Consider the following 19,653-nt stretch of genomic DNA (forward strand, 5'->3'; position numbering starts at 1 on the left):
TGAAGGTCAACCGCGACTCCGTCGCGGCTCCGCCGCCGGCCCGACGCGCCGGGTCAGCCGCCCACGTACTCCGCGAGGTGCTCGCCCGTGAGGGTGGAGCGGGAGGCGACGAGGTCGGCGGGCGTGCCCTCGAACACGATCTTGCCGCCGTCGTGGCCCGCGCCCGGCCCGAGGTCGATGATCCAGTCGGCGTGCGCCATGACCGCCTGGTGGTGCTCGACGACGATGACCGACTTGCCCGAGTCGACGAGCCGGTCGAGGAGGCCGAGCAGCTGCTCGACATCGGCGAGATGGAGACCGGTGGTCGGCTCGTCCAGGATGTAGACGCCGCCCTTGTCGCCCATGTGCGTGGCGAGCTTCAGCCGCTGCCGCTCGCCGCCGGACAGCGTGGTGAGCGGCTGACCGAGGCTGAGATAGCCGAGCCCGACGTCCGAGAGGCGCCGCAGGATCTTGTGGGCGGCGGGGGTGTGCGCCTCGCCGGAACCCGAGTCCGAGCCGGAGCCCGAGCCGGACCTGGACTTGGAGCCGGAGCCGGAGCCGGAGCCGGAGCCAGTGCCAGAGCCCGAGCCGGTGCCCGGGCCGAAGAACTCCTCCGCCTCGTCCACCGACATCGCCAGGACCTCGCTGATGTCACGGCCCCCGAGCCGGTACTCCAGGACCGACGCCTGGTACCGCCTGCCCTCGCAGTCCTCGCACGGGGTGGCGACGCTCGCCATCATCGCCAGGTCGGTGTAGATGACGCCGGCGCCGTTGCACGTCGGGCAGGCGCCTTCGGAGTTCGCGCTGAACAGCGCCGGCTTCACGCCGTTGACCTTCGCGAACGCCTTGCGGATCGGGTCGAGCAGTCCGGTGTACGTCGCCGGGTTGCTGCGCCGCGAGCCGCGGATCGGGGTCTGGTCGACCCGCACCACGCCCGCGTCGGCCGGGACCGACCCGTGCACGAGCGAGCTCTTGCCGGAGCCCGCGACGCCGGTGACGACGGTGAGCACTCCGAGCGGGATGTCGACGTCGACATCGCGCAGGTTGTGCGCGTTCGCGCCGCGGATCTCCAGTGCCCCGGTGGGCTCGCGCACGCTCTTCTTCAGCGAGGACCGGTCGTCGAAGTGGCGGCCCGTGACGGTGTCGGAGGCCCGCAGCCCCTCGACGGTCCCCTCGAAGCAGACGGTGCCGCCGCCCGTGCCCGCGCCGGGGCCGAGGTCGACGACGTGGTCGGCGATGGAGATCGCCTCGGGCTTGTGCTCCACGACGAGCACGGTGTTGCCCTTGTCCCGCAGGCGCAGCAGCAGTCCGTTCATCCGCTGGATGTCGTGCGGGTGTAGGCCGATGGTGGGCTCGTCGAAGACGTACGTCACGTCGGTGAGGGAGGAGCCGAGGTGGCGGATCATCTTGACGCGCTGCGCCTCACCACCGGACAGGGTGGCCGCGGGCCGGTCGAGCGACAGATAGCCGAGCCCGATCTCCACGAACGAGTCGAGGGTCTGCTGCAACGCGGTGAGCAGCGGCGCCACGCTCCCGAACGCGCCGCCCTTCCGTCCCGGGGGCGCCTCCGCGAGGCCGCGGACCCACTCGGCCAGGTCCCTGATCTCCATCGCGCAGACGTCGGCGATGCTCCTCCGCCGGATCTTCGACGAGCGCGCGCCCTCGCTGAGGCGCGTGCCGTCGCACTCGGGGCAGGTGGTGAAGGTGACCGCCCGCTCCACGAACGCCCGGATGTGCGGCTGCATCGACTCCTTGTCCTTGGACAGGAACGACTTCTGGATCTTGGGGATGAGTCCTTCATAGGTGAGGTTGACGCCGTTGACCTTCACCTTGACCGCTTCGCCGTACAGGAAGGACTGCAGCTCCTTCTTGGTGTACTCACGGATCGGCTTGTCCGGGTCGACGAGGCCGGACTGGGCGTACACCTGCACGGTCCACTGGCTGTCCGACTTCCAGCCGGGGATGGTGAACGCGCCCTCGGCCAGCGACTTGGAGTCGTCGTAGAGCTGGGTGAGGTCGATGTCGGAGACCGTGCCGCGGCCCTCGCAGCCCGTGCACATGCCGCCGGTGCGCCGGTACGTCGCGGTCTGCGCCTTCGTCTTGTTCCCGCGCTCGACGGTGATCGCGCCGCTCGCCCGGACCGACGCGGTGTTGAAGGAGTACGCGCTGGGCGGGCCGATGTGCGGTTCGCCGAGGCGGCTGAAGAGGATGCGCAGCATCGCGTTGGCATCGGTGGCGGTGCCGACGGTGGAGCGGGGGTCGCCGCCCATCCGCTGCTGGCCGACGGTGATCGCGGTGGTGAGACCGTCGAGCACGTCGACCTCGGGCCGCGCGAGCGTCGGCATGAAGCCCTGCAGGAAGGCGCTGTACGTCTCGTTGATCAGCCGCTGCGACTCCGCGGCGATCGTGTCGAACACCAGCGAGCTCTTGCCCGAACCGGAGACGCCGGTGAACACCGTGAGGCGGCGCTTCGGGATCTCGATGCTGACGTCCTTGAGGTTGTTCTCCCGGGCGCCGTGCACGCGGATCAGGTCGTGGCTGTCGGCGGCGTTCCTGGTGCTCGTCTTCCTGGTGCTCATGGTCTCTCCATCGAGGTCCGGCACGCGGCGTCGTGCGTTTTTCACGCTAGCCGGGGGGTCTGACAGTCGCTTCTCGGACAGGACGTCGGAGGCGGCCTCGGACGGGAGGAGAGAGAAAAGAAAAAGGCAAGGAGGGTTACGCACTCCTTGCCACTCTCAACTTATAGCGCACAGGGGGCCTTGCGGCAAGACCCCGGTGGTCCTGCACAATCACCGCTCGTAGCAACGACGAGCTCGACAAACCGGGGACTGACATGGGGGATTGCATGGTCGACGTGATCATCGCGGGCGGCGGCCCGACCGGCTTGATGCTGGCGGCCGAACTGCGGCTGCAGGGCGTACGCGTTCTCATACTGGAGAAGGAGACGGAGCCGACCAAGCAGTCTCGTGCGCAGGGCCTGCACGTGCGCAGCATCGAGGTGATGGCGCAACGCGGGCTGCTCGACCGGTTCCTGCCGCTCGGCAAGCAGTTCACGGTCGGCGGCTTCTTCGCCGGCCTCGGCAAGACCTGGCCCGCCGACCTCGACACGGCGCACTCGTACGTCCTCGCCATCCCGCAGCAGGTCACCGACCGCCTGCTCGCCGAGCGCGCCGCCGAGCTCGGCGTCGAGGTCCGGCGCGGCTGCGAGGTGGCCGGGCTGAGCCAGGACGACGACGGCGTGACCGTCGAGCTGACCGACGGCACCCGGCTGCGCTCGCGCTACGCCGTCGGCTGCGACGGCGGCCGCAGCACGGTGCGCAAGCTGCTCGGAGTCGGCTTCCCCGGCGAGCCGAGCAGGGCCGAGACACTGCTGGGCGAGATGGAGGTGGCCGTATCGCCCGAGGAGCTCGCGGAGAAGGTCGCCGAAGTCCGCAAGACCCAGCTGCGGTTCGGCGCCATGCCCCTCGGTGACGGGGTGTACCGCGTCATCGTGCCCGCCGACGGCGTGTCCGAGGACCGGGTGACCCCGCCGGTTCTGGAGGACTTCCAGCGGCAGCTGCGGGCGTTCGCGGGCACCGACTTCGGCGTGCACTCGCCGCGCTGGCTCTCCCGCTTCGGAGACGCCACCCGGCAGGCCGAGCGGTACCGGGTCGGCCGGGTGCTGCTGGCCGGCGACGCCGCGCACATCCACCCGCCGACCGGCGGGCAGGGGCTCAACCTCGGCATCCAGGACGCGTTCAACCTCGGCTGGAAACTGGCCGCCGAGATCAACGGCTGGGCGCCGGAAGGTCTGTTGGACAGCTACTACGAAGAGCGGCATCCGGTGGCAGCCGCCGTACTGGACAACACCCGCGCGCAGATGGAGCTGATGTCCCAGGAGCCGGGCCCGCAGGCGGTGCGCAGGCTCCTCGCCGAGCTGATGGACATCGATGAGGTGAACCGCCACCTCATCGAGAAGATCACCGCGATCGGCGTCCGGTACGACTTCGGCGAGGGCCACGCCCTGCTCGGCAAGCGGCTGCGGGACCTGGAGCTGAAGCGCGGCCGCCTCTACGACCTGATGCACGAGGGCCGCGGCCTGCTGCTCGACCAGACCGGCCGCCTCTCGGTGGAGGGCTGGACGGACCGGATCGACCACGTCGTCGACGTCAGCGAGGAGTTGGACGCCCCCGCGGTGCTGCTGCGCCCGGACGGCCACGTGGCGTGGGCCGGCGACGACCAGCAGGAGCTGGGCCGCGCGGTGCGGAGGTGGTTCGGTACGGAGTGATCAGGCGCGGTCGTGGAGCGTGACCTGATAGCCGTCGGGGTCGGCGAAGGTGAAGGTCCGGCCGAAGGGCCCGTCGACGGGCGCGGAGACGATGGTGTGTCCGTCGGCGACGAGAGCGTCGTGAATGGCCTGGACATCGGTGGCGTGCAGCCAGATCGCGGCACCGATGCCGGGCTGGGCGACGGACGCGAGATCGGTGCCGGGAAGGACCTCACGGAGTGCGAACGCGATCGGCTTCGTCTCGAAGACGACGGCGTGCGGAGGCCCGGCCTGCGAGCGGACGAGGCCCAGGTACTGCTCGTAGAACGCCTGTGAAGCGTCGAGGTCGCGCGCTTGGAACGAGATGAAGTCGGGACCGGTGACGGGCATGACGAGCTCCTTCTTTGTGTGTCAGCTTTCTGACACGGGTGCCACGGGTCAAGCTATGTCAGAATGCTGACATGAATCAAGAGGGTGTCGAGGCTGAGGCCAAGGCCGGAACCGGAACCGGAGCTGGAAATGGGGCCGGAGCCGGAGCCGGCGTCGACTTGGAGACATCCCTGGGCTACCTCCTGAAACAGGCGTCGAGCGTCCTGCGCTCGGCCATGGAGGAGGTGCTGCGGCCGCTCGGGATGAGCGTGACGCACTACTCCTGCCTCGAACTGCTGGCCCAACGGCCGGGCCTGTCGAACTCCGAGCTCGCGCGCGGCGCGTTCGTGACGCGGCAGTCGATGAACGTGCTGCTCCAGACCCTGGAGCGGGACGGTTACGTGACCAGGCCCGCGGAGGCCCCCGTCGGAAAGGCTCTGCCCGCACGGCTCACGCCACGCGGCCGCCGGAGCCTGGAGGAGGCGTCCGCGGCGGTCCGGTCCGTCGAGGTCAGAATGCTGTCCGGCATGACCGAGGACGAGCGGTCGGGGGCGTCCCGCATCCTGCAGAGCATGATCCACTCGCTACGGGAGGGCGAGGGCAAGGGCGGGGGCGCTACTGAGACCCCCGTCAGCCGATGAGCGCCTCGGTGATCTGCCGACTGGTCTGCGCGGCGACGCTGGGGTTGGTGGCGGCGTAGGAGGTGTAGGCGTTCAGACCGGTGGCCAGGGCCCAGCCGCGCCCTCGCAGCCATGTGGCGTCGTCCACGCCGAGCGCGTGACGGAAGGCGGCCCGGCTGCCGGCCGTCATCAGAGTGAAGGCGATCATCAGGTCGCAAGCCGGGTCACCGATGCCGAACCCGCCGAAGTCGATGACGGCGCTGAGGCGACCGGCCGTGGTCAGCAGGTTGCCCGTGTGGAAGTCACCGTGAAAACACACCGGAGGCCCGTCCCATCCGGGGGCACGCAGGGCCGCATCCCACAGCTCGGTCATCGCCGCCGCATCGAAGACGCCATCGACCTCCGCGATGGCGACCCGCGTCGCACGATCCCGTTCGGACAACGACCAACTGGAGAGCCACTCGCCCCCGTCCCCGCCCTCGGGGGCGAACCGCTGCAGAGCAGCCAGGAAGCGCGCCAGCTCGACAGCGACCTCGGTGGAGTCGGCCAGCACGTCGACGGTCGCCACGTCACCTTCAAGCCATCGGGCCACCGCCCAAGGCCACGGATAACCAAAATCGGGTTCCCCCACCCCCACCGGCACCGGAACGGCCAGGGGAAGGTGCGGAGCGAGCCGGGGCAGCCACTGGAACTCCTTCCTGGCCTGACCGATGGCGTCGGCATGCCGGGGCAGCCGAACGGCCAGTTCTTCGCCCAGCCGGTAGATCACATGGTCGGACCCGGCCGGATCAACCAGCTCCAGAGGCAGCCCGGCCCACCGAGGAAACTGACTGTCGACCAGGCGCCTGACGAGCACGGCATCAATCTCGGGCCGAATATCCGCGGTGCTCGCGCTCGCCAAGACAACTCCTGCGGTCGGTCCACTCCGTACGGCGGACGGCAGGATTCATCACAATGCGCCGCGACTCTGCCTGTCGACTGATTTAGCGCTGCACCTCCGGGGGTACCGCGGTCGTCCTCGCCCGGGGTGCAGCGTTCACCGCCGTTTGTAGGCGATGCCCGCGCCGGCGACCAAGACGGCCGCGACGGCCACACCGGTATTGATCGGGGCGGCCAGCTTCGGGTGCTGGTAGCTGAAGTACACCGCAAGCATCACGAACACCAGTCCCACGGCGAGGGTCAGCAGCAGGACGTACAGCCGCAGGTCTTGGTGGTCGTCGGTACGCGGGGTGTCGGCGTCGGCGGTCATGTCTGTATCGGTCCTTCGGTCTCGGGCCCACGCCTGTAGGCGATGGGCGGCGCTGAGGAGCGCCCGGCGCCTTGGCGGGCCGGGCGGGGGGAACGGGGGCCACCATCGGCGGCGGAGCCGGCACGGTCGAGTTCTCGCGAGAATCCACCGAAGCGCTTCTTTGAGGGGTCCCGATCAGGGGTGGAGCTTCATTCGCGAGGGCTTGACCTTCGGCTCGACGGCACTGTGGCGGAGGCGGGGGTTAGCGGCGCAACCCCGTGATCCGGCGTGAGCTCTCGACTACGTCGCCATGGAGGCGTATGGACTTCTCACCCGCGCTGACGACGACTGCGGCGACGCATTCCATGAAGCCGTCGAAGCCGAGCAGGCCGCTGTACGCGGCAATTCAGGGCCGCGCGGCGAGCAGTGGGATGTGCGATGCGACGACGCGGCGCTGCGCAAACTGCCGAGGCTGAGCGCGATGTTCCCCCTCCGGCCACTGGACCGGTAGGCGCGAACGCAGTCCCTCGGGTGCCTAAAAGGTAGTTCGTCGGCCGGCAACACCGCTGCGTACCTACGTACCCATCGTCCGGGGAGGGCGGCGCAGAGCGACTCCAGGTCGGCGGACGTACGGCGCCGCGCGTGGTGTGGCGCACTTTTGCAAGCGGGTGCTTGCAAAAGTTAGCAAGGGTGCTGCACCATCGGGGCATGGCATCACTCAACGTCGGCAATCTCGGCGAGTATCTGCGCGAGCAGCGGCGCACCGCGCAGCTGTCGTTGCGGCAGCTCGCCGATGCCGCCGGGGTGTCCAATCCGTATCTGAGCCAGATCGAGCGCGGCCTGCGCAAGCCGAGCGCGGAGGTGCTGCAGCAGGTCGCCAAGGCCCTGCGGATCTCCGCCGAGACGCTGTACGTGCGCGCCGGGATCCTCGACGAGAAGGAGCGGGACGAGCTGGAGACGCGCGCCGTCATCCTCGCCGACCCGTCCCTCAACGAGCGCCAGAAGCAGGTGCTCTTGCAGATCTACGAGTCGTTCCGCAAGGAGAACGGCTTCGACGCGGCCTCGTACGACACCGATGGCAGCGATGCCGACGGTAGCGATGTCGACGGCAGTGATGCCGAAACAGAACCGAAGCAGACACCCTCAAGCTGACAAGCCGACGCGAATCCGGGAGGACCATCGTCATGGCCATCACCGATGACCTGCGCAAGACCCTCAGCAATCCCACCCCCGCGTACTTCGTCGCCGGGTCCGCGGACCTTGCCCTCCAGCAGGCGAAGAAGGTTCCCGGTCTCGTCGAGCAGCTGATCGCCGAGGCTCCTTCGCGCATCGACGCGGTGCGCAACACCGACCCCAAGACCGTCCAGGACAAGGCCGCCGCCCGCGCCAAGGAGGCGCAGGAGACCCTCCAGGCCAAGGTCACCGAGGTGCTCGGCACGCTCGACACCGACCTGAAGAAGCTTCAGGAGACCGCGCAGGACTTCGCGTTGCGCGGTGTCGGCGTGGCCGCCGAGCTCGCGGTCAAGGCCCGTGAGAAGTACGACGAGGTCGCCGAGCACGGCGAGCAGGCTGTGAAGTCCTGGCGCGGCGAGGCCGCCGAGGAGATCCTCGACCTGGCCGAGACGGTCGAGCCCGACGCCGAGACGGAGCCCGTGGCGGCGGAGGGCACGGCGCCCAAGCCGGCCGCTGTCGTCGCGCCCCGGAGCGCGGCCGCCGCCCCGGCGAAGAAGCCCGTCGCGAAGAAGGCCCCGGCCCGCAAGACGACGGCGAAGAAGACGCCGCCGCCCGCCAAGTAGCAGCTCAGCGATATTTGTTCGGAGCTTCACGCGTCCGGCGCGACACGCTTACGGCGTGCGTAAGGGGCGGGCACTCTCCGCGTGCCCGCCCCGTTGACGGGGTAGCGGGTACCGTGGCCGCGTAATCGATGAGCCGTGACTGGCCGAGACTGGTGGTGGACGTTGTGCTGATGCAAGGGTTCGCGAACTTCATGTGGCTGCTGTCGCTGGCCCTGATCGTCTTCAGCGGGTTCGCCCTCATCGACGCCGCGGTCCGGCGCGAGGACGCCTACCGCGCGGCGGACAAGAAGACCAAGCCGTTCTGGCTGATCATCCTCGGCATCGCCTTCGTGGTGAACCTGCTCTTCCCGATCCTGTCGTTCCTGCCGATCATCGGGCTCGTCGCCACCATCGTGTACATGGTGGACGTACGCCCGGCGATCCAGCAGATCACGGGCGGCGGGCGCGGTGGCCGCCGCGGCGGCTCGAGCAGCGACGGCCCGTACGGCCCGTACAACGGCGGCCGGTAGCTCCTGCGGGTCCCCTGGCCGGGTGCGGTGACGTCACCGCACCCCGGGCGACCGGTCCAGGAGCAGCACCGCCACGTCATCCGTGAGGTCGCCGCCGTTGAGGTCGCGGACCTCGTTCACAGCTGCCTCCAGGAGCTCGTCGCCCCGCAGGCCCTCCGCGACCTGGCGGCGGATCATCTCCACCATGCCGTCCTGCCCCAGGCGCTGGTTGCCCTGGCCGATCCGGCCCTCGATCAGACCGTCCGTGTAGAGCATCAGACTCCATGCGCCGCCGAGCTCCACCTGGCGGCGCGGCCAGCGGGCGCGCGGCAGGAGTCCGAGGGCCGGGCCGCCGTCCTCGTACGGCAGGAGCTCGGCGAGGCGTCCCTCGCGCGCGATCAGCGGCGCCGGGTGCCCGGCGAGGCAGAGACCGGCCCGGCGGCCGTCCGGGGCGATGTCGACCGTGCAGAGCGTCGCGAAGATCTCGTCGTTCTCGCGCTCGTGCTCCAGGACTTTCTGCAGCGTGGACAGCAGCTCGTCGCCGCAGAGTCCCGCGAAGGTCAGCGCGCGCCACGCGATCCGCAGCTCCACGCCGAGCGCCGCCTCGTCCGGCCCGTGGCCGCAGACGTCGCCGATCATGACGTGCACGGAGCCGTCGGGGGTGCGCACGGTGTCGTAGAAGTCGCCGCCGAGGAGCGCGCGGGAGCGGCCGGGGCGGTAGCGGGCGGCGAACCGCAGCGGTGAGCCGTCCAGGAGCGGTGTCGGCAGCAGGCCGCGCTCCAGGCGGGCGTTCTCCTGGGCGCGCAGGCGCGACTCGGTCAGCTGGCGCTGGGCGGCGTCGGCGCGCTTGCGCTCCACCGCGTACCGGATGGCGCGGCTCAGCAGCCGGCCGTCCAGCTCCTCCCGGAAGAGGTAGTCCTGGGCGCCGACCCGGACGGCTTCGGCGCCACGCTCGGAGTCGTCGTTCGCGGTGAGGGCGAGGACGGCGTGCCGGGGCGCGAGGCGCAGCACGTGCTTGAGGGCGACGAGCTCGTCGTCGTCCGCCTCAGTGGCGCTAGGGGCCGACTGGATGCCCGGAGGCGACTGCGTGCTCGGGGCCGGCAGGGCGAGGTCGAGCAGGATGCAGTGCACGTCGTCCGTGAGCAGCCGCTCGGCCTCGGTGAGGTTGCGGGCGGTACGGATGCGGATGGGCTTGCCCGCGGAGTCGAGGAGCTCGGGCACGCTCAGCGAGCCCGCCGGGTCGTCCTCGATCACCAACAGGCTGAGGCCGGATCCGCCGCTGTGGCCGTTGCCACTGCTGCCGCTGACATTGTTGTCGTGGCTGATGTGGCTGCTATGTGTGATGTTGCTGGGGTTGTTCGCTGTCGGGGCGTGGGCGGGCGCCACCGCATCGAGCGGGGGCGCCGCATGAGCCTGACCGCCTTCCGCGGCCGGGATCGCTCTCTGCCGCGGTATGGGTACGGGCATCGCTTGCTTCCTTCCCTCCCCCCGAGGGCATGGCGCCACGCAGGTCGACGCGGCACCGACGGGGACCATAGCGGTAGCCGTGCCTCCAGTGGAATGGCGCGCGGCAAACGGCCACCGTCATATGCCGCATCCAGGAACGCACTTGGGCACCGCGGGGTCCCGCCAGGGATGACGAACATCACGCCGGGAGGGTTGAGCGGCCGGGCGCGCGGTGCGCTGGGTCACATGGGCCGGGGCCCACCGCACCCGCTGCCGCACACGCCACCGCACACGCCACCGCACGCACTGCCGCGCCCGCCGCCGCGTACGCCTACTTGTCCGGGCGTACGACCCCGAGGATCTTCATCGATCCCGCACCCGCGATCGTCACGTCCCGGCCGGGCCGCGGCGCGTGCACGATCGCGCCGTCACCCAGATACATCCCCACGTGGCTCGCGTCCGAGTGGTAGATGATCAGGTCGCCGGGGCGCATGTTCTTGACGTCGACGCGGGGCAGCTGCTTCCACTGCTCCTGCGAGGTCCGCGGTATGCCGCGGCCGGCGGCCGACCAGGCCTTCGAGGTGAGTCCGGAGCAGTCGTACGACCCCGGGCCCTCGGCGCCCCACACGTACGGCTTGCCGATCTGGGCAGTGGCGAACGCGATGGCCTTCTTGCCCTGGGGCGAAGCCTTCCCGCCGACGTCCTTCAGGGCGCCCGAACTCACCCACGCCGACTGCTTCTTGAGGGCGGCCGCCTCCTCCAGCTTGCGCAGCCGCTCCCGCTCCTTCTTCTCCAGCGTCGATTCGAGCTTCTCGGCGGCCGCGATCTTCTTCTTGATCTTCTTCTTCGAGGCGGCCTTCGCCTTGCGGTTGGCTTCCAGCTTCTTCCAGCGGGCGGTGGCGTCCTCGGCGTATATCCGCAGGTCCTCCTGGGTGCGCTCCAGCTCGGTGAGCATGCCCTTGGTGGCCTTCTGGCCCTGCCGCAGGCGCCCGGCGCCGTCCAGGAACCGGCTCGGGTTGTCGCTGAGCATGAGCTGGGCCTCGTCCGGCATGCCGCCGCCGCGGTACTGGGCGCGGGCCGCCGCGCCCGCGCGGGCCTTGAGCTTTCTCAGCTTCGCCTGGCCCTTGGAGATGTCCTTGGCCAGCTTCACGATCTGCTCGGACTGCTTGTCGGCCTTCTCCTCGGCCGCGTTGTACGCGTCGGTGGCCACGCCCGCGTCGTGGTAGAGCTTGTCGATCTCCTTGCGGACCTGCTCGAGCGACTCGTCCGTCCGGGGTGCCGGATCGGTGGGCTTCGCCGGACTGGCGGGCTTCGCCGGACTCGCGAAGGCCGTCCCCGGTGCGGCCAGCACCGTCGCCGCGCAGATCAGCGCCACGGCCGTCGCTGTCGAGTATCGCTTGCCAGTCACGCTCCGCCACCCCCAAAGCCGATGTACCTGATTACCCGAGGTACCTGGATCTCCGAGGCACCTGATTTACCGTCAGTAACTTACGGTCGCCACCGGGATGGTGCCATGCCGACGCCCGATCCGACAGAGTCCGACAGCAACTCTGATCCCCCATACGCCCCATGTGACGTACCGCACGCCAAGATCGTTCCCCCTCGCCCCCTGCACCAGAACATCTCCGGGTTACGTCCGGGTGGCCTCAGGGAGACCTGCGGGTTCACCCCGAGCGAGGCGCCAACGCCTCCCAGCGCACCGTCACTTCGCCCTGCCGCCACCGCGAAGTCCCGTCGGCCACCGGCCAGTCGGCCGTCAGGTCCCGCACCGCCCTGATCCACCGCTGCCGCGCCCCGTATGAGGCGTACGGCGCCGCGGCCGCCCAGGCCCGGTCGAAGTCCCGCAGGAACGCGTGCACGGGCTCGCCCGGCACGTTCCGGTGGATCAGCGCCTTCGGCAGCCGCTCCGCGAGGTCGGACGGCCGGTCCAGGGAGCCGAGCCGCGTCGCGAACGTCACCGTGCGCGGCCCCTCGGGCCCGAGCGCGACCCACACGTGCCGCCGCCCGATCTCGTCGCAGGTGCCCTCGACGAGCAGCCCGCCGGGGGAGAGGCGGGCGCGCAGCCGCTCCCAGACGGCGGCGACCTGCTCCTCGTCGTACTGCCGCAGGACGTTCGCGGCCCGAATGAGGACCGGCCTTGACCCGGATGAGCCCGCCCCCACCCGCTCCGGCAGCGGGACCTCGAAGCCGCCGTGCACGAAGGAGAGCCCCTCGCGCTCGTACGGTGCGGCGGCCGCGACCCGCGCCGGGTCGATCTCGATACCGACCACCCGCGCGCGTGGAGCGACGGTACGCAGCCTGAGCAGCAGCTCGACGGCGGTCCAGGGGGAGGCGCCGTAGCCCAGGTCGACGGCGACGGGGTCCGCGGCACGGCGCAGCGCGGGGCCGTGGACGGCGGCGATCCAGCGGTCCATGCGGCGCAGCCGGTTCGGGTTCGTGGTCCCGCGCGTCACCGTTCCCACGGGGCGGGAGGAGGTGCGTGGGGCCATGGAGGAAGGGTATGCGGGACGGGGCTGGAGAGACACGCGTGACGACGCAGCGTAACGCTTTGGCAAAAACGGGCCGGGTGAGGGCCAGACGGAAATGGAGCAGCCGACTCCGGTGTTCTCCCTCCGGAGGTACGTACGCCCTCCCCGTAGTCATGCCCGCAGTCATGTCCGTACGCAAGGAGGACCGCCACGTGAGCCAGTACGTGTCCAGGCTCGGGCGTCGCTCCCCGGCGGCACCCCCACGGCTCCGTATCCCCGGCACTCAGCGGCGTCCGCGCCGCGTGGCGATGCTGAGCGTGCACACCTCGCCGCTGCACCAGCCCGGTACGGGCGACGCGGGCGGCATGAACGTCTACATCGTCGAGCTCGCGAAGCGCCTCGCCGCGATCAACATCGAGGTCGAGATCTTCACGCGCGCCACCACCGGAGGACTCCCCTCCGCCGTGGAACTCGCGCCCGGCGTCCTCGTGCGCCACGTGGACGCGGGCCCCTACGAAGGACTCGCCAAGGAAGAGCTGCCGGCCCAGCTCTGCGCCTTCACGCACGGCGTCATGCAGGCCTGGGCGGGCCACCGGCCCGGCTACTACGACCTGGTCCACTCCCACTACTGGCTCTCCGGCCACGTCGGCTGGCTCGCCGCCGAACGCTGGGGCGTGCCCCTCGTCCACGCCATGCACACCATGGCCAAGGTCAAGAACGCGGCGCTCGCCGAGGGCGACACCCCCGAACCCGCCGCCCGCGTCATCGGCGAGACCCAGATCGTCCGCGCCGCCGACCGCCTCATCGCCAACACCTCCGAAGAGGCCGACGAGCTCGTACGCCACTACGAAGCCGAGCCCGGGAAGGTCGCCGTCGTCCACCCCGGCGTGAACCTCGAACGGTTCCGGCCCGCCGACGGCCGCGCCGCAGCCCGGCACCGCCTTGGCCTGCCGCAGGACGCCCTCGTGCCGGTCTTCGCAGGCCGCATCCAGCCCCTCAAAGCCCCCGACCTGCTGCTCCGCGCCGTCGCAGTGCTCCTGGACGAGCGTCCCGCGCTGCGTTCGAACATCGTCGTCCCCATCGTCGGCGGCCCGAGCGGCAGCGGTCTCGCCAAGCCCGAGGGGCTGCAGAAACTGGCCGCGAAGCTGGGGATCGCGGACGTCGTCCGCTTCCAGCCGCCGGTCGGCCAGGAGCAGCTGGCGGACTGGTTCAGGGCGGCGTCCGTCCTCGTGATGCCCTCGTACAGCGAGTCCTTCGGCCTCGTCGCCATCGAGGCGCAGGCGGCGGGCACGCCGGTCCTCGCGGCGGCGGTCGGCGGCCTGCCCGTCGCCGTACGCGACGGGGTGACCGGATTTCTCATCCCGGGCCACGAACCGGCCCACTACGCGCGCGTGCTGCGCGATTTCGCCGACCATCCACACCTTGTGGACAGCATGGGCGAGGCCGCGGCCCGGCACGCGGAGTCCTTCGGCTGGGACACGGCGGCGTCCTCGACGGCGGACGTCTACACCGCGGCGATGCACGATTTCCGCACGTCCCGCCGTCACGTACGCTCGCACCATGGCTGATCAGGCGGACACTGCGGCGATCATCGAGCGGACCCTGGACGACGCCGAGCTCGAGTGGGAGACCGTCGAGCCGGGCTCGTACGTGGTGAAGCTCCCCGGCACCCGGAAGCTCTCCACGACCCTGTCACTGCGGGTCGGCAACCACGCCCTCTCCCTGAACGCGTTCGTGATCCGCCACCCGGACGAGAACCACGAGGCGGTGCACCGCTGGCTCCTCGAGCGGAACCTCCGCCTCTACGGCGTCGGTTACGCGATCGACTCGCTCGGCGACATCTACCTCGCCGGCAAGCTCCCGCTCTCCGCGGTCACTCCGACGGAACTCGACCGCCTCCTCGGCTCGGTCCTCTCGGCCTCCGACGACTCCTTCAACACGCTCCTCGAACTGGGTTTCGCGTCGGCGATCCGCAAGGAGTACGAGTGGCGGGTCGCTCGGGGCGAGTCGACGCGCAACCTTGAGGCGTTCACGCACCTGACCCAGCCGAGCGGCGACAAGAACCGCTGAGGTCCACTCTCTTCCTGCCCTCTTCCGCCCCGCGCGGTGCCGTGCCATGCTCCCGCTCATCGCAAGCATGAACTCCGTTCACATCCATGGAAAACGGAAGGCGGCGGGCAGGGCATGGCGCACGAGGAGCTCACCAGGCGAACCCTGCTCGGCGGCGCGATAGGCGCCGCGGCAGCCACAGCTACAGCCACAGTCACCGGCATCGGCGCCGCGACGGCCCACGCCACCGCGCCCTCACCCCCTGCCCTCTGGCGAGAGTTCACCAAGACCCCTTACACCCACCCTCAGATCCCCTACATCGGTCGGGCAGGCTGCCGCACAGGGAGACACCCCTCTGCTGCCCCCGCCCCCAGACCGCACCCCCACATCGACGCCCGCCGCTACGGAGCCCACCCCGACGGCAAGTCCGACGCCGCCCCGGCGATCAACCGCGCCCTCGCCGACGCGGGCGAGCAAGGCGGCGGCACCGTAGTGCTGCACCCCGGCACGTACCGGATCGACGACCTCATCCGCATCGCCCACGACAACGTCACCCTCCGCGGCGCCGGCAGCACCCGCACCACCCTCCTCGCCACCAAGAGCCTCACCGAGCTGATCGGCCCCTACGGCTCCCGCTACGGCGGCGACAAGTCCAGCTGGTCCTGGGCGGGCGGCCTCATCTGGCTCTGCCCCGAGGCCCGTTGGCAGTCCCTCACCACCGCCATCAGGACGAAAAGCTGGCCCTTCGAAGGCTGGACCGGCAACAAGCGCGACGCATGGGAGACCCTCACCACCGTCCGCCCCGCCCGCCGGGGCTCCTGGTCGGTGACCGTCACCGACACTTCTCTCCTCCGCAAGGGCGACCTCGTCCTCCTCCGCCTCGCGGATGACCCGGACCACACCCTTTTGCAGCACATGGCGGGCGACGGCGCGGGCGCGAAGTCGTACACCTGGGACGACAAGACGAAGCTGACCTCGTACGTCCCCTACGAGTGGCCCGTACGGATCGCCGCTCTCCACCCCGACAGGCGCCGGGTCACCTTCGAACGGCCGCTCCCCCTCGACGTACGCCCGGAGTGGGATCCCCGTCTCACCACCCACGTCCCGGCGCTGACCGGCTCCGGCGTCGAAGCCCTCACCCTGGAAGCCGTCGAGACCCCGCAGTCCCCGCACCTCCTCGACAAGGGCTACAACGGCGTCACGTTCCAGTGCGCGTACGACTGTTGGGCCGACGACCTCGTCGTGCGCCATGTCGACAACGGCTTCGGGCTGGTCGCCGCCTCCGCCTGCACCCTGCGCCGGACGCGCGTGACCGGCCGCGGCTCCCACCACCCGTACTTCTGCCGTGAGGGCTCGCACGACAACCTCATCGAGGACTTCCGGATCGACGCCCGCACCACCCCCGCCCCACCCGGCACCCAACTGCACGGCATCAACGTCGAAGGCCTCTCCTCCTACAACGCCTGGTCGCGCGGCCTTATGGAGATGGGTACGTTCGACAGCCATCGCGGGATGCCCTTCGCGAACGTACGGACGGACATCACCGTCGACAACAACGGCCGGCACGGCGGTGACGCGAGCGCGGGCCCCCTCTTCGGAGCCCGCTTCACGCACTGGAACATCCGCGTCACCAACGAACGGGCGGGCCTGATGAAGATCGACGGACTCGCGCCCTACAGCGCGACGGTCGGCCTCAACACGGTCCGCGAGTTCGACCAGATCGACGTCCCCGACTTCACCGGCGACCTGCACGCGCGCCTGGAGCTGTACGGCACTACGGACGCGGTTCGGCCACGGAATCTGTACGAGGCGCAGCGGGATCTGCGCCGCTGACCCCGGCGGAACCGGCCTGAGCGCCACCAGTAGCGGCCTCTGCGGCGCTGGCCTCTGCGGCGCCAGGCGCCTCGGCGAGCGCACCCGGAGCGACGGCCTCCCTGGGCGCTTCCTCCGGAAGCTTCCGCATCAAGGCCCAGTATCCGAAGGCCGCCCCCGTCCCGATCACCGCACAAGCGGCCCACAGCCACTCCGCCCCGAACCGGTCGATCACGAAGCCTGACATGAGCGGGGCGACCAGCGCGGCCACCGACCACGACATCGTGTACATGCCCTGGTAGCGCCCGCGGCCGTGGACCGGGGAGAGCCGCACGACCAGCCCGGTCTGCGTCGGCGCGTTGACGATCTCGGCGAGCGTCCACACGCACACGGTCAGCGCGAAGACCCCGACCGACCCGGCGAACGCGGTGAGCCCGAAGCCGTACCCGGCGAGCACCGAGGAGATCACCAACAGCCGCCCCGCGTCCCGGTGTTCGATGAACCGCGTGACCGGGATCTGCAGGGCCACGATCAGCACGCCGTTGACGGCGATGGCGACGCCGTAGTCGGCGGGCGTGAACCCCGCCTCGCCCATCGCGATCGGCAGCCCCACGGACCCCTGCTGGAAGATCAGCGCGACGAGGAAGGACAACCCGACCACGCCCATGAAGCGCCCGTCCCGCACCACGGTCCCGAGCCCCACATCGGGCTCCGCCGCCTTCTCCAGCGCCGTCCGCACGGGCCGCGACTCCGGCAGCTTCGCGAAGACGACGATCGCGCAGGCCATCGTCATGGCGGCCTCGATCAGAAAGCCGGCGCGGTAGCTGTACGAGGCGATGAACCCGGCACCCGCCGAGGAGATGGCGAAGCCCAGATTGATGGCCCAGTAATTCAGCGAGAAGGCCCGTACCCGGTCCTCGGGCCGGACGATGTCCGCCATCATCGCCTGCACGGCGGGCCGGGACGCGTTGCTCGCCATGCCCACCGCGCAGGCGACGCCGGCGATGGCGACGGGGTGCTCCATGAACCCGAGCACCGCCACGGAAACGGCCGTCGAGGCCTGCGCGATCAGCAGCGTGGGCCGCCGCCCGAGCCGGTCGGTCATCACCCCCGCGCCGAGCGAGGAGACGACACCTCCGAGCCCGTGCAGGGCGACCACGAGCCCCGCGTACGAGGCGGAATAGCCCCGCTCCAGGGTCAGGTACAGGGCCATGAACGTGGCGACGAAGGCGCCGAGCCGGTTGACCAGCGTGCTGGTCCACAGCCACCAGAAGGCGCGAGGCAGTCCGGACACGCTCTCTGTGACGGCACGTCTCATGACGGCGAGTGACATGGAAGTTCCCCCGTGACAACAACGAATGCAACAACGAATGTAAGCGGCACAAGCAGTTATCGCATGTTACGAGCCCGTGTTCCCGCACCGCCACTCGATTGACGGGAGCCGTCAACTGTCACCCCCGCGCCCGCGCGCGCGAGGCCCCCTGGAGTTCGATTACGCTCAGAGGCATGGCCGACGCACCGTACAAGCTGATCCTCCTCCGCCACGGCGAGAGCGAATGGAACGCGAAGAACCTGTTCACCGGCTGGGTGGACGTCAACCTCAACGAGAAGGGCGAGAAGGAGGCGGTCCGCGGCGGTGAGCTGCTCAAGGACGCCGGCCTGCTCCCCGACGTGGTCCACACGTCGCTCCAGAAGCGCGCCATCCGCACGGCGCAGCTCGCCCTCGAGGCGGCCGACCGCCACTGGATCCCGGTCCACCGCTCCTGGCGCCTGAACGAGCGCCACTACGGCGCCCTCCAGGGCAAGGACAAGGCCCAGACGCTCGCCGAGTTCGGCGAGGAGCAGTTCATGCTGTGGCGCCGCTCGTACGACACTCCGCCCCCGCCGCTGGACCGCGACGCGGAGTACTCGCAGTTCTCCGACCCGCGCTACGCGACGCTTCCCCCCGAGCTGCGCCCCCAGACGGAGTGCCTCAAGGACGTCGTCGTCCGCATGCTCCCGTACTGGTTCGACGGCATCGTCCCGGACCTCCTCACGGGCAAGACGGTCCTGGTCGCGGCCCACGGAAACTCCCTCCGCGCCCTGGTCAAGCACCTGGACGGCATCTCGGACGAGGACATCGCGGGCCTGAACATCCCGACGGGCATCCCGCTCTCCTACGAGCTCGACGCCACCTTCAAGCCCCTGAACCCGGGCGGCACGTACCTCGACCCGGCCGCCGCGAAGGCAGCAATCGAGGCAGTGAAGAACCAGGGCAAGAAGAAGTAAGCAGCCCGCAAGAACGAAAGCCCCCGGTCTGCGCTGCGCCCGTAGGCCGGGGGCTTACGTGTGGGCGCCGGCGGGGCGGTCGGCCCGTTCGAGCAGACGTAGCGCCGCCTCGACGCTGTCCCCGCCGCCGGAGTTGAACGCGATGGCGGCCTGTGGTGCATGGCGGTGGATGAGATTCACCGTCTGCTCAAAGAGCGGAAGCAACTGCTCCGTCTTGCGGATTCCGGCCCCGACCACGACCACGTCCCACGGACGCTCGGTCAGCGATGCGAGCAGTGTGGCCTCGGCCGTCTCGCCGAACACGACCAGCGTCATCGCCGTTTCGATGCCGTGTTCCCCGAACCGGCTCAGCTCCTCGTCCAGCGCCGCACGGAGCCCCTCCGCGTCGACGCCAGGTATGGCCTGCGGGTCGTAACCGATGACGAGTGCAGAAGGCATGCGTCCAACCTACTCGTGGCCTTCCGGGCATGATCAGTGGGGCGGGACCGGGAGTCTTCTCACGGTCCTGGCGTGCCCGAGCCTCCGCCTTGCCCCGACCCGGGTCCCGAGCCCGACCCCGCAGTCGAATCCGAGATCCCCTGCGCCAGATCCGTGACCACGTTCTGGATGCCCTGGCCGAAGTCCGTCGGGGCCACCAGGATGCCGAAGACCAGGACCACCGACATGGTCAGGAACGTGTCCGTCTTCGTGCGGGGAGCCACCCGTCTGCGCAGGAGCACGACGATGACGACAGCCAGCAGAACCGCTAGGTCGATCGACAGCACCACTTGGCCACCCCTCCCGTCAGGAGCCAACGACCCGGACGTTCCTGTGTAGCCCGAACTCGCGCCTCGTGGCTGCCCGGTCACCCGTAGTTGGCAGCAAAGCACTCAACCAAGGCTGAA

General features: G+C 70.1%; 19 protein-coding genes. 9 read left to right on the plus strand and 10 right to left on the minus strand.

From position 1 onward, the window contains the following. Window positions 1–53: 53 nt before the first annotated feature. Window positions 54–2,558, minus strand: a complete 2,505-nt coding sequence (locus tag ACZ56E_RS22345; protein WP_471216614.1) for an ATP-binding cassette domain-containing protein — start codon at window positions 2,556–2,558, stop codon at window positions 54–56. 266 nt (window positions 2,559–2,824) lie between these two features. Between ACZ56E_RS22345 and rox the strand changes: the two genes are divergently transcribed. Next, on the plus strand, window positions 2,825–4,246 hold the full coding sequence (rox, locus tag ACZ56E_RS22350) for a rifampin monooxygenase (protein ID WP_471216617.1): 1,422 nt from the start codon (window positions 2,825–2,827) through the stop codon (window positions 4,244–4,246). Here rox and ACZ56E_RS22355 read toward each other — a convergent pair whose 3' ends face one another. Continuing rightward, window positions 4,247–4,615, minus strand: a complete 369-nt coding sequence (locus tag ACZ56E_RS22355) for a VOC family protein (protein WP_468612471.1) — start codon at window positions 4,613–4,615, stop codon at window positions 4,247–4,249. 71 nt (window positions 4,616–4,686) lie between these two features. Between ACZ56E_RS22355 and ACZ56E_RS22360 the strand changes: the two genes are divergently transcribed. Next, a complete protein-coding gene (locus ACZ56E_RS22360; RefSeq protein WP_471216622.1) occupies window positions 4,687–5,235 on the plus strand; it encodes a MarR family winged helix-turn-helix transcriptional regulator in 549 nt (182 codons plus the stop codon). On the opposite strand, the gene ACZ56E_RS22365 is transcribed toward ACZ56E_RS22360, so the two are convergent. Both ACZ56E_RS22365 and ACZ56E_RS22370 read right to left on the minus strand, forming a co-directional pair. Next, window positions 5,225–6,115 carry an aminoglycoside phosphotransferase family protein gene (locus ACZ56E_RS22365; protein ID WP_471216625.1) on the minus strand — a complete coding sequence of 297 codons (891 nt, stop codon included), beginning with the start codon at window positions 6,113–6,115 and terminating at the stop codon, window positions 5,225–5,227. The genes ACZ56E_RS22360 and ACZ56E_RS22365 overlap by 11 nt on opposite strands. Window positions 6,116–6,250: 135 nt before the next feature. Next, a complete protein-coding gene (locus ACZ56E_RS22370) occupies window positions 6,251–6,463 on the minus strand; it encodes a hypothetical protein (protein WP_471216628.1) in 213 nt (70 codons plus the stop codon). Between the two features lie 687 nt (window positions 6,464–7,150). Here ACZ56E_RS22370 and ACZ56E_RS22375 point away from each other — a divergent pair. From ACZ56E_RS22375 to ACZ56E_RS22385, 3 genes are all read left to right on the plus strand, one after another. Then, window positions 7,151–7,594, plus strand: a complete 444-nt coding sequence (locus ACZ56E_RS22375; protein ID WP_471216630.1) for a helix-turn-helix domain-containing protein — start codon at window positions 7,151–7,153, stop codon at window positions 7,592–7,594. Window positions 7,595–7,626: 32 nt separating this feature from the next. Then, window positions 7,627–8,238, plus strand: coding sequence for a hypothetical protein (locus tag ACZ56E_RS22380; RefSeq protein ID WP_468612459.1), 612 nt, complete (start codon window positions 7,627–7,629; stop codon window positions 8,236–8,238). Window positions 8,239–8,408: 170 nt separating this feature from the next. Beyond that, the gene (locus ACZ56E_RS22385) at window positions 8,409–8,747 is read left to right on the plus strand and encodes a DUF2516 family protein (protein ID WP_361721631.1); all 339 of its coding nucleotides are present in this window, start codon (window positions 8,409–8,411) and stop codon (window positions 8,745–8,747) included. Window positions 8,748–8,780: 33 nt separating this feature from the next. Here the strand turns inward: ACZ56E_RS22385 and ACZ56E_RS22390 are convergent, their stop codons facing one another. From ACZ56E_RS22390 to ACZ56E_RS22400, 3 genes are all read right to left on the minus strand, one after another. Then, window positions 8,781–10,193, minus strand: coding sequence for a PP2C family protein-serine/threonine phosphatase (locus ACZ56E_RS22390; protein WP_471216632.1), 1,413 nt, complete (start codon window positions 10,191–10,193; stop codon window positions 8,781–8,783). Window positions 10,194–10,503: 310 nt separating this feature from the next. Then, window positions 10,504–11,580 carry a C40 family peptidase gene (locus tag ACZ56E_RS22395; protein ID WP_471216634.1) on the minus strand — a complete coding sequence of 359 codons (1,077 nt, stop codon included), beginning with the start codon at window positions 11,578–11,580 and terminating at the stop codon, window positions 10,504–10,506. A 256-nt stretch (window positions 11,581–11,836) separates the two neighbouring features. Continuing rightward, window positions 11,837–12,661, minus strand: a complete 825-nt coding sequence (locus ACZ56E_RS22400) for a class I SAM-dependent methyltransferase (protein WP_471216637.1) — start codon at window positions 12,659–12,661, stop codon at window positions 11,837–11,839. 191 nt (window positions 12,662–12,852) lie between these two features. Between ACZ56E_RS22400 and mshA the strand changes: the two genes are divergently transcribed. The 3 genes from mshA to ACZ56E_RS22415 all read left to right on the plus strand — a co-directional run bounded on the left by mshA (window position 12,853) and on the right by ACZ56E_RS22415 (window position 16,522). Further along, entirely contained in the window at window positions 12,853–14,208 is a 1,356-nt protein-coding gene (gene mshA, locus ACZ56E_RS22405) for a D-inositol-3-phosphate glycosyltransferase (protein ID WP_471216639.1), read from the plus strand. After that, window positions 14,201–14,710, plus strand: a complete 510-nt coding sequence (locus ACZ56E_RS22410; RefSeq protein ID WP_471216641.1) for a type III secretion system chaperone family protein — start codon at window positions 14,201–14,203, stop codon at window positions 14,708–14,710. Before mshA ends, ACZ56E_RS22410 begins: the two co-directional genes overlap by 8 nt. A 114-nt stretch (window positions 14,711–14,824) precedes the next feature. Then, entirely contained in the window at window positions 14,825–16,522 is a 1,698-nt protein-coding gene (locus tag ACZ56E_RS22415) for a glycosyl hydrolase family 28-related protein (protein WP_471216643.1), read from the plus strand. On the opposite strand, the gene ACZ56E_RS22420 is transcribed toward ACZ56E_RS22415, so the two are convergent. Next, complete coding sequence (locus tag ACZ56E_RS22420; protein ID WP_471216645.1) at window positions 16,464–17,834, minus strand: MDR family MFS transporter; 1,371 nt, start codon at window positions 17,832–17,834, stop codon at window positions 16,464–16,466. The two genes, ACZ56E_RS22415 and ACZ56E_RS22420, sit on opposite strands and share 59 nt — an antisense overlap. Before the next feature lie 173 nt (window positions 17,835–18,007). Between ACZ56E_RS22420 and ACZ56E_RS22425 the strand changes: the two genes are divergently transcribed. Further along, a complete protein-coding gene (locus ACZ56E_RS22425; protein WP_398302842.1) occupies window positions 18,008–18,769 on the plus strand; it encodes a phosphoglyceromutase in 762 nt (253 codons plus the stop codon). A gap of 54 nt (window positions 18,770–18,823) precedes the next feature. On the opposite strand, the gene ACZ56E_RS22430 is transcribed toward ACZ56E_RS22425, so the two are convergent. Together ACZ56E_RS22430 and ACZ56E_RS22435 are read right to left on the minus strand one after the other, a co-directional pair. Further along, window positions 18,824–19,207: a hypothetical protein gene (locus ACZ56E_RS22430; RefSeq protein WP_471216647.1), complete on the minus strand. Its 384-nt coding sequence runs from the start codon at window positions 19,205–19,207 to the stop codon at window positions 18,824–18,826. 59 nt (window positions 19,208–19,266) lie between these two features. Beyond that, window positions 19,267–19,536, minus strand: a complete 270-nt coding sequence (locus ACZ56E_RS22435; RefSeq protein WP_471216650.1) for a hypothetical protein — start codon at window positions 19,534–19,536, stop codon at window positions 19,267–19,269. Window positions 19,537–19,653 lie beyond the last annotated feature (117 nt).

The organism is Streptomyces sp. NPDC039480 (assembly GCF_055597165.1).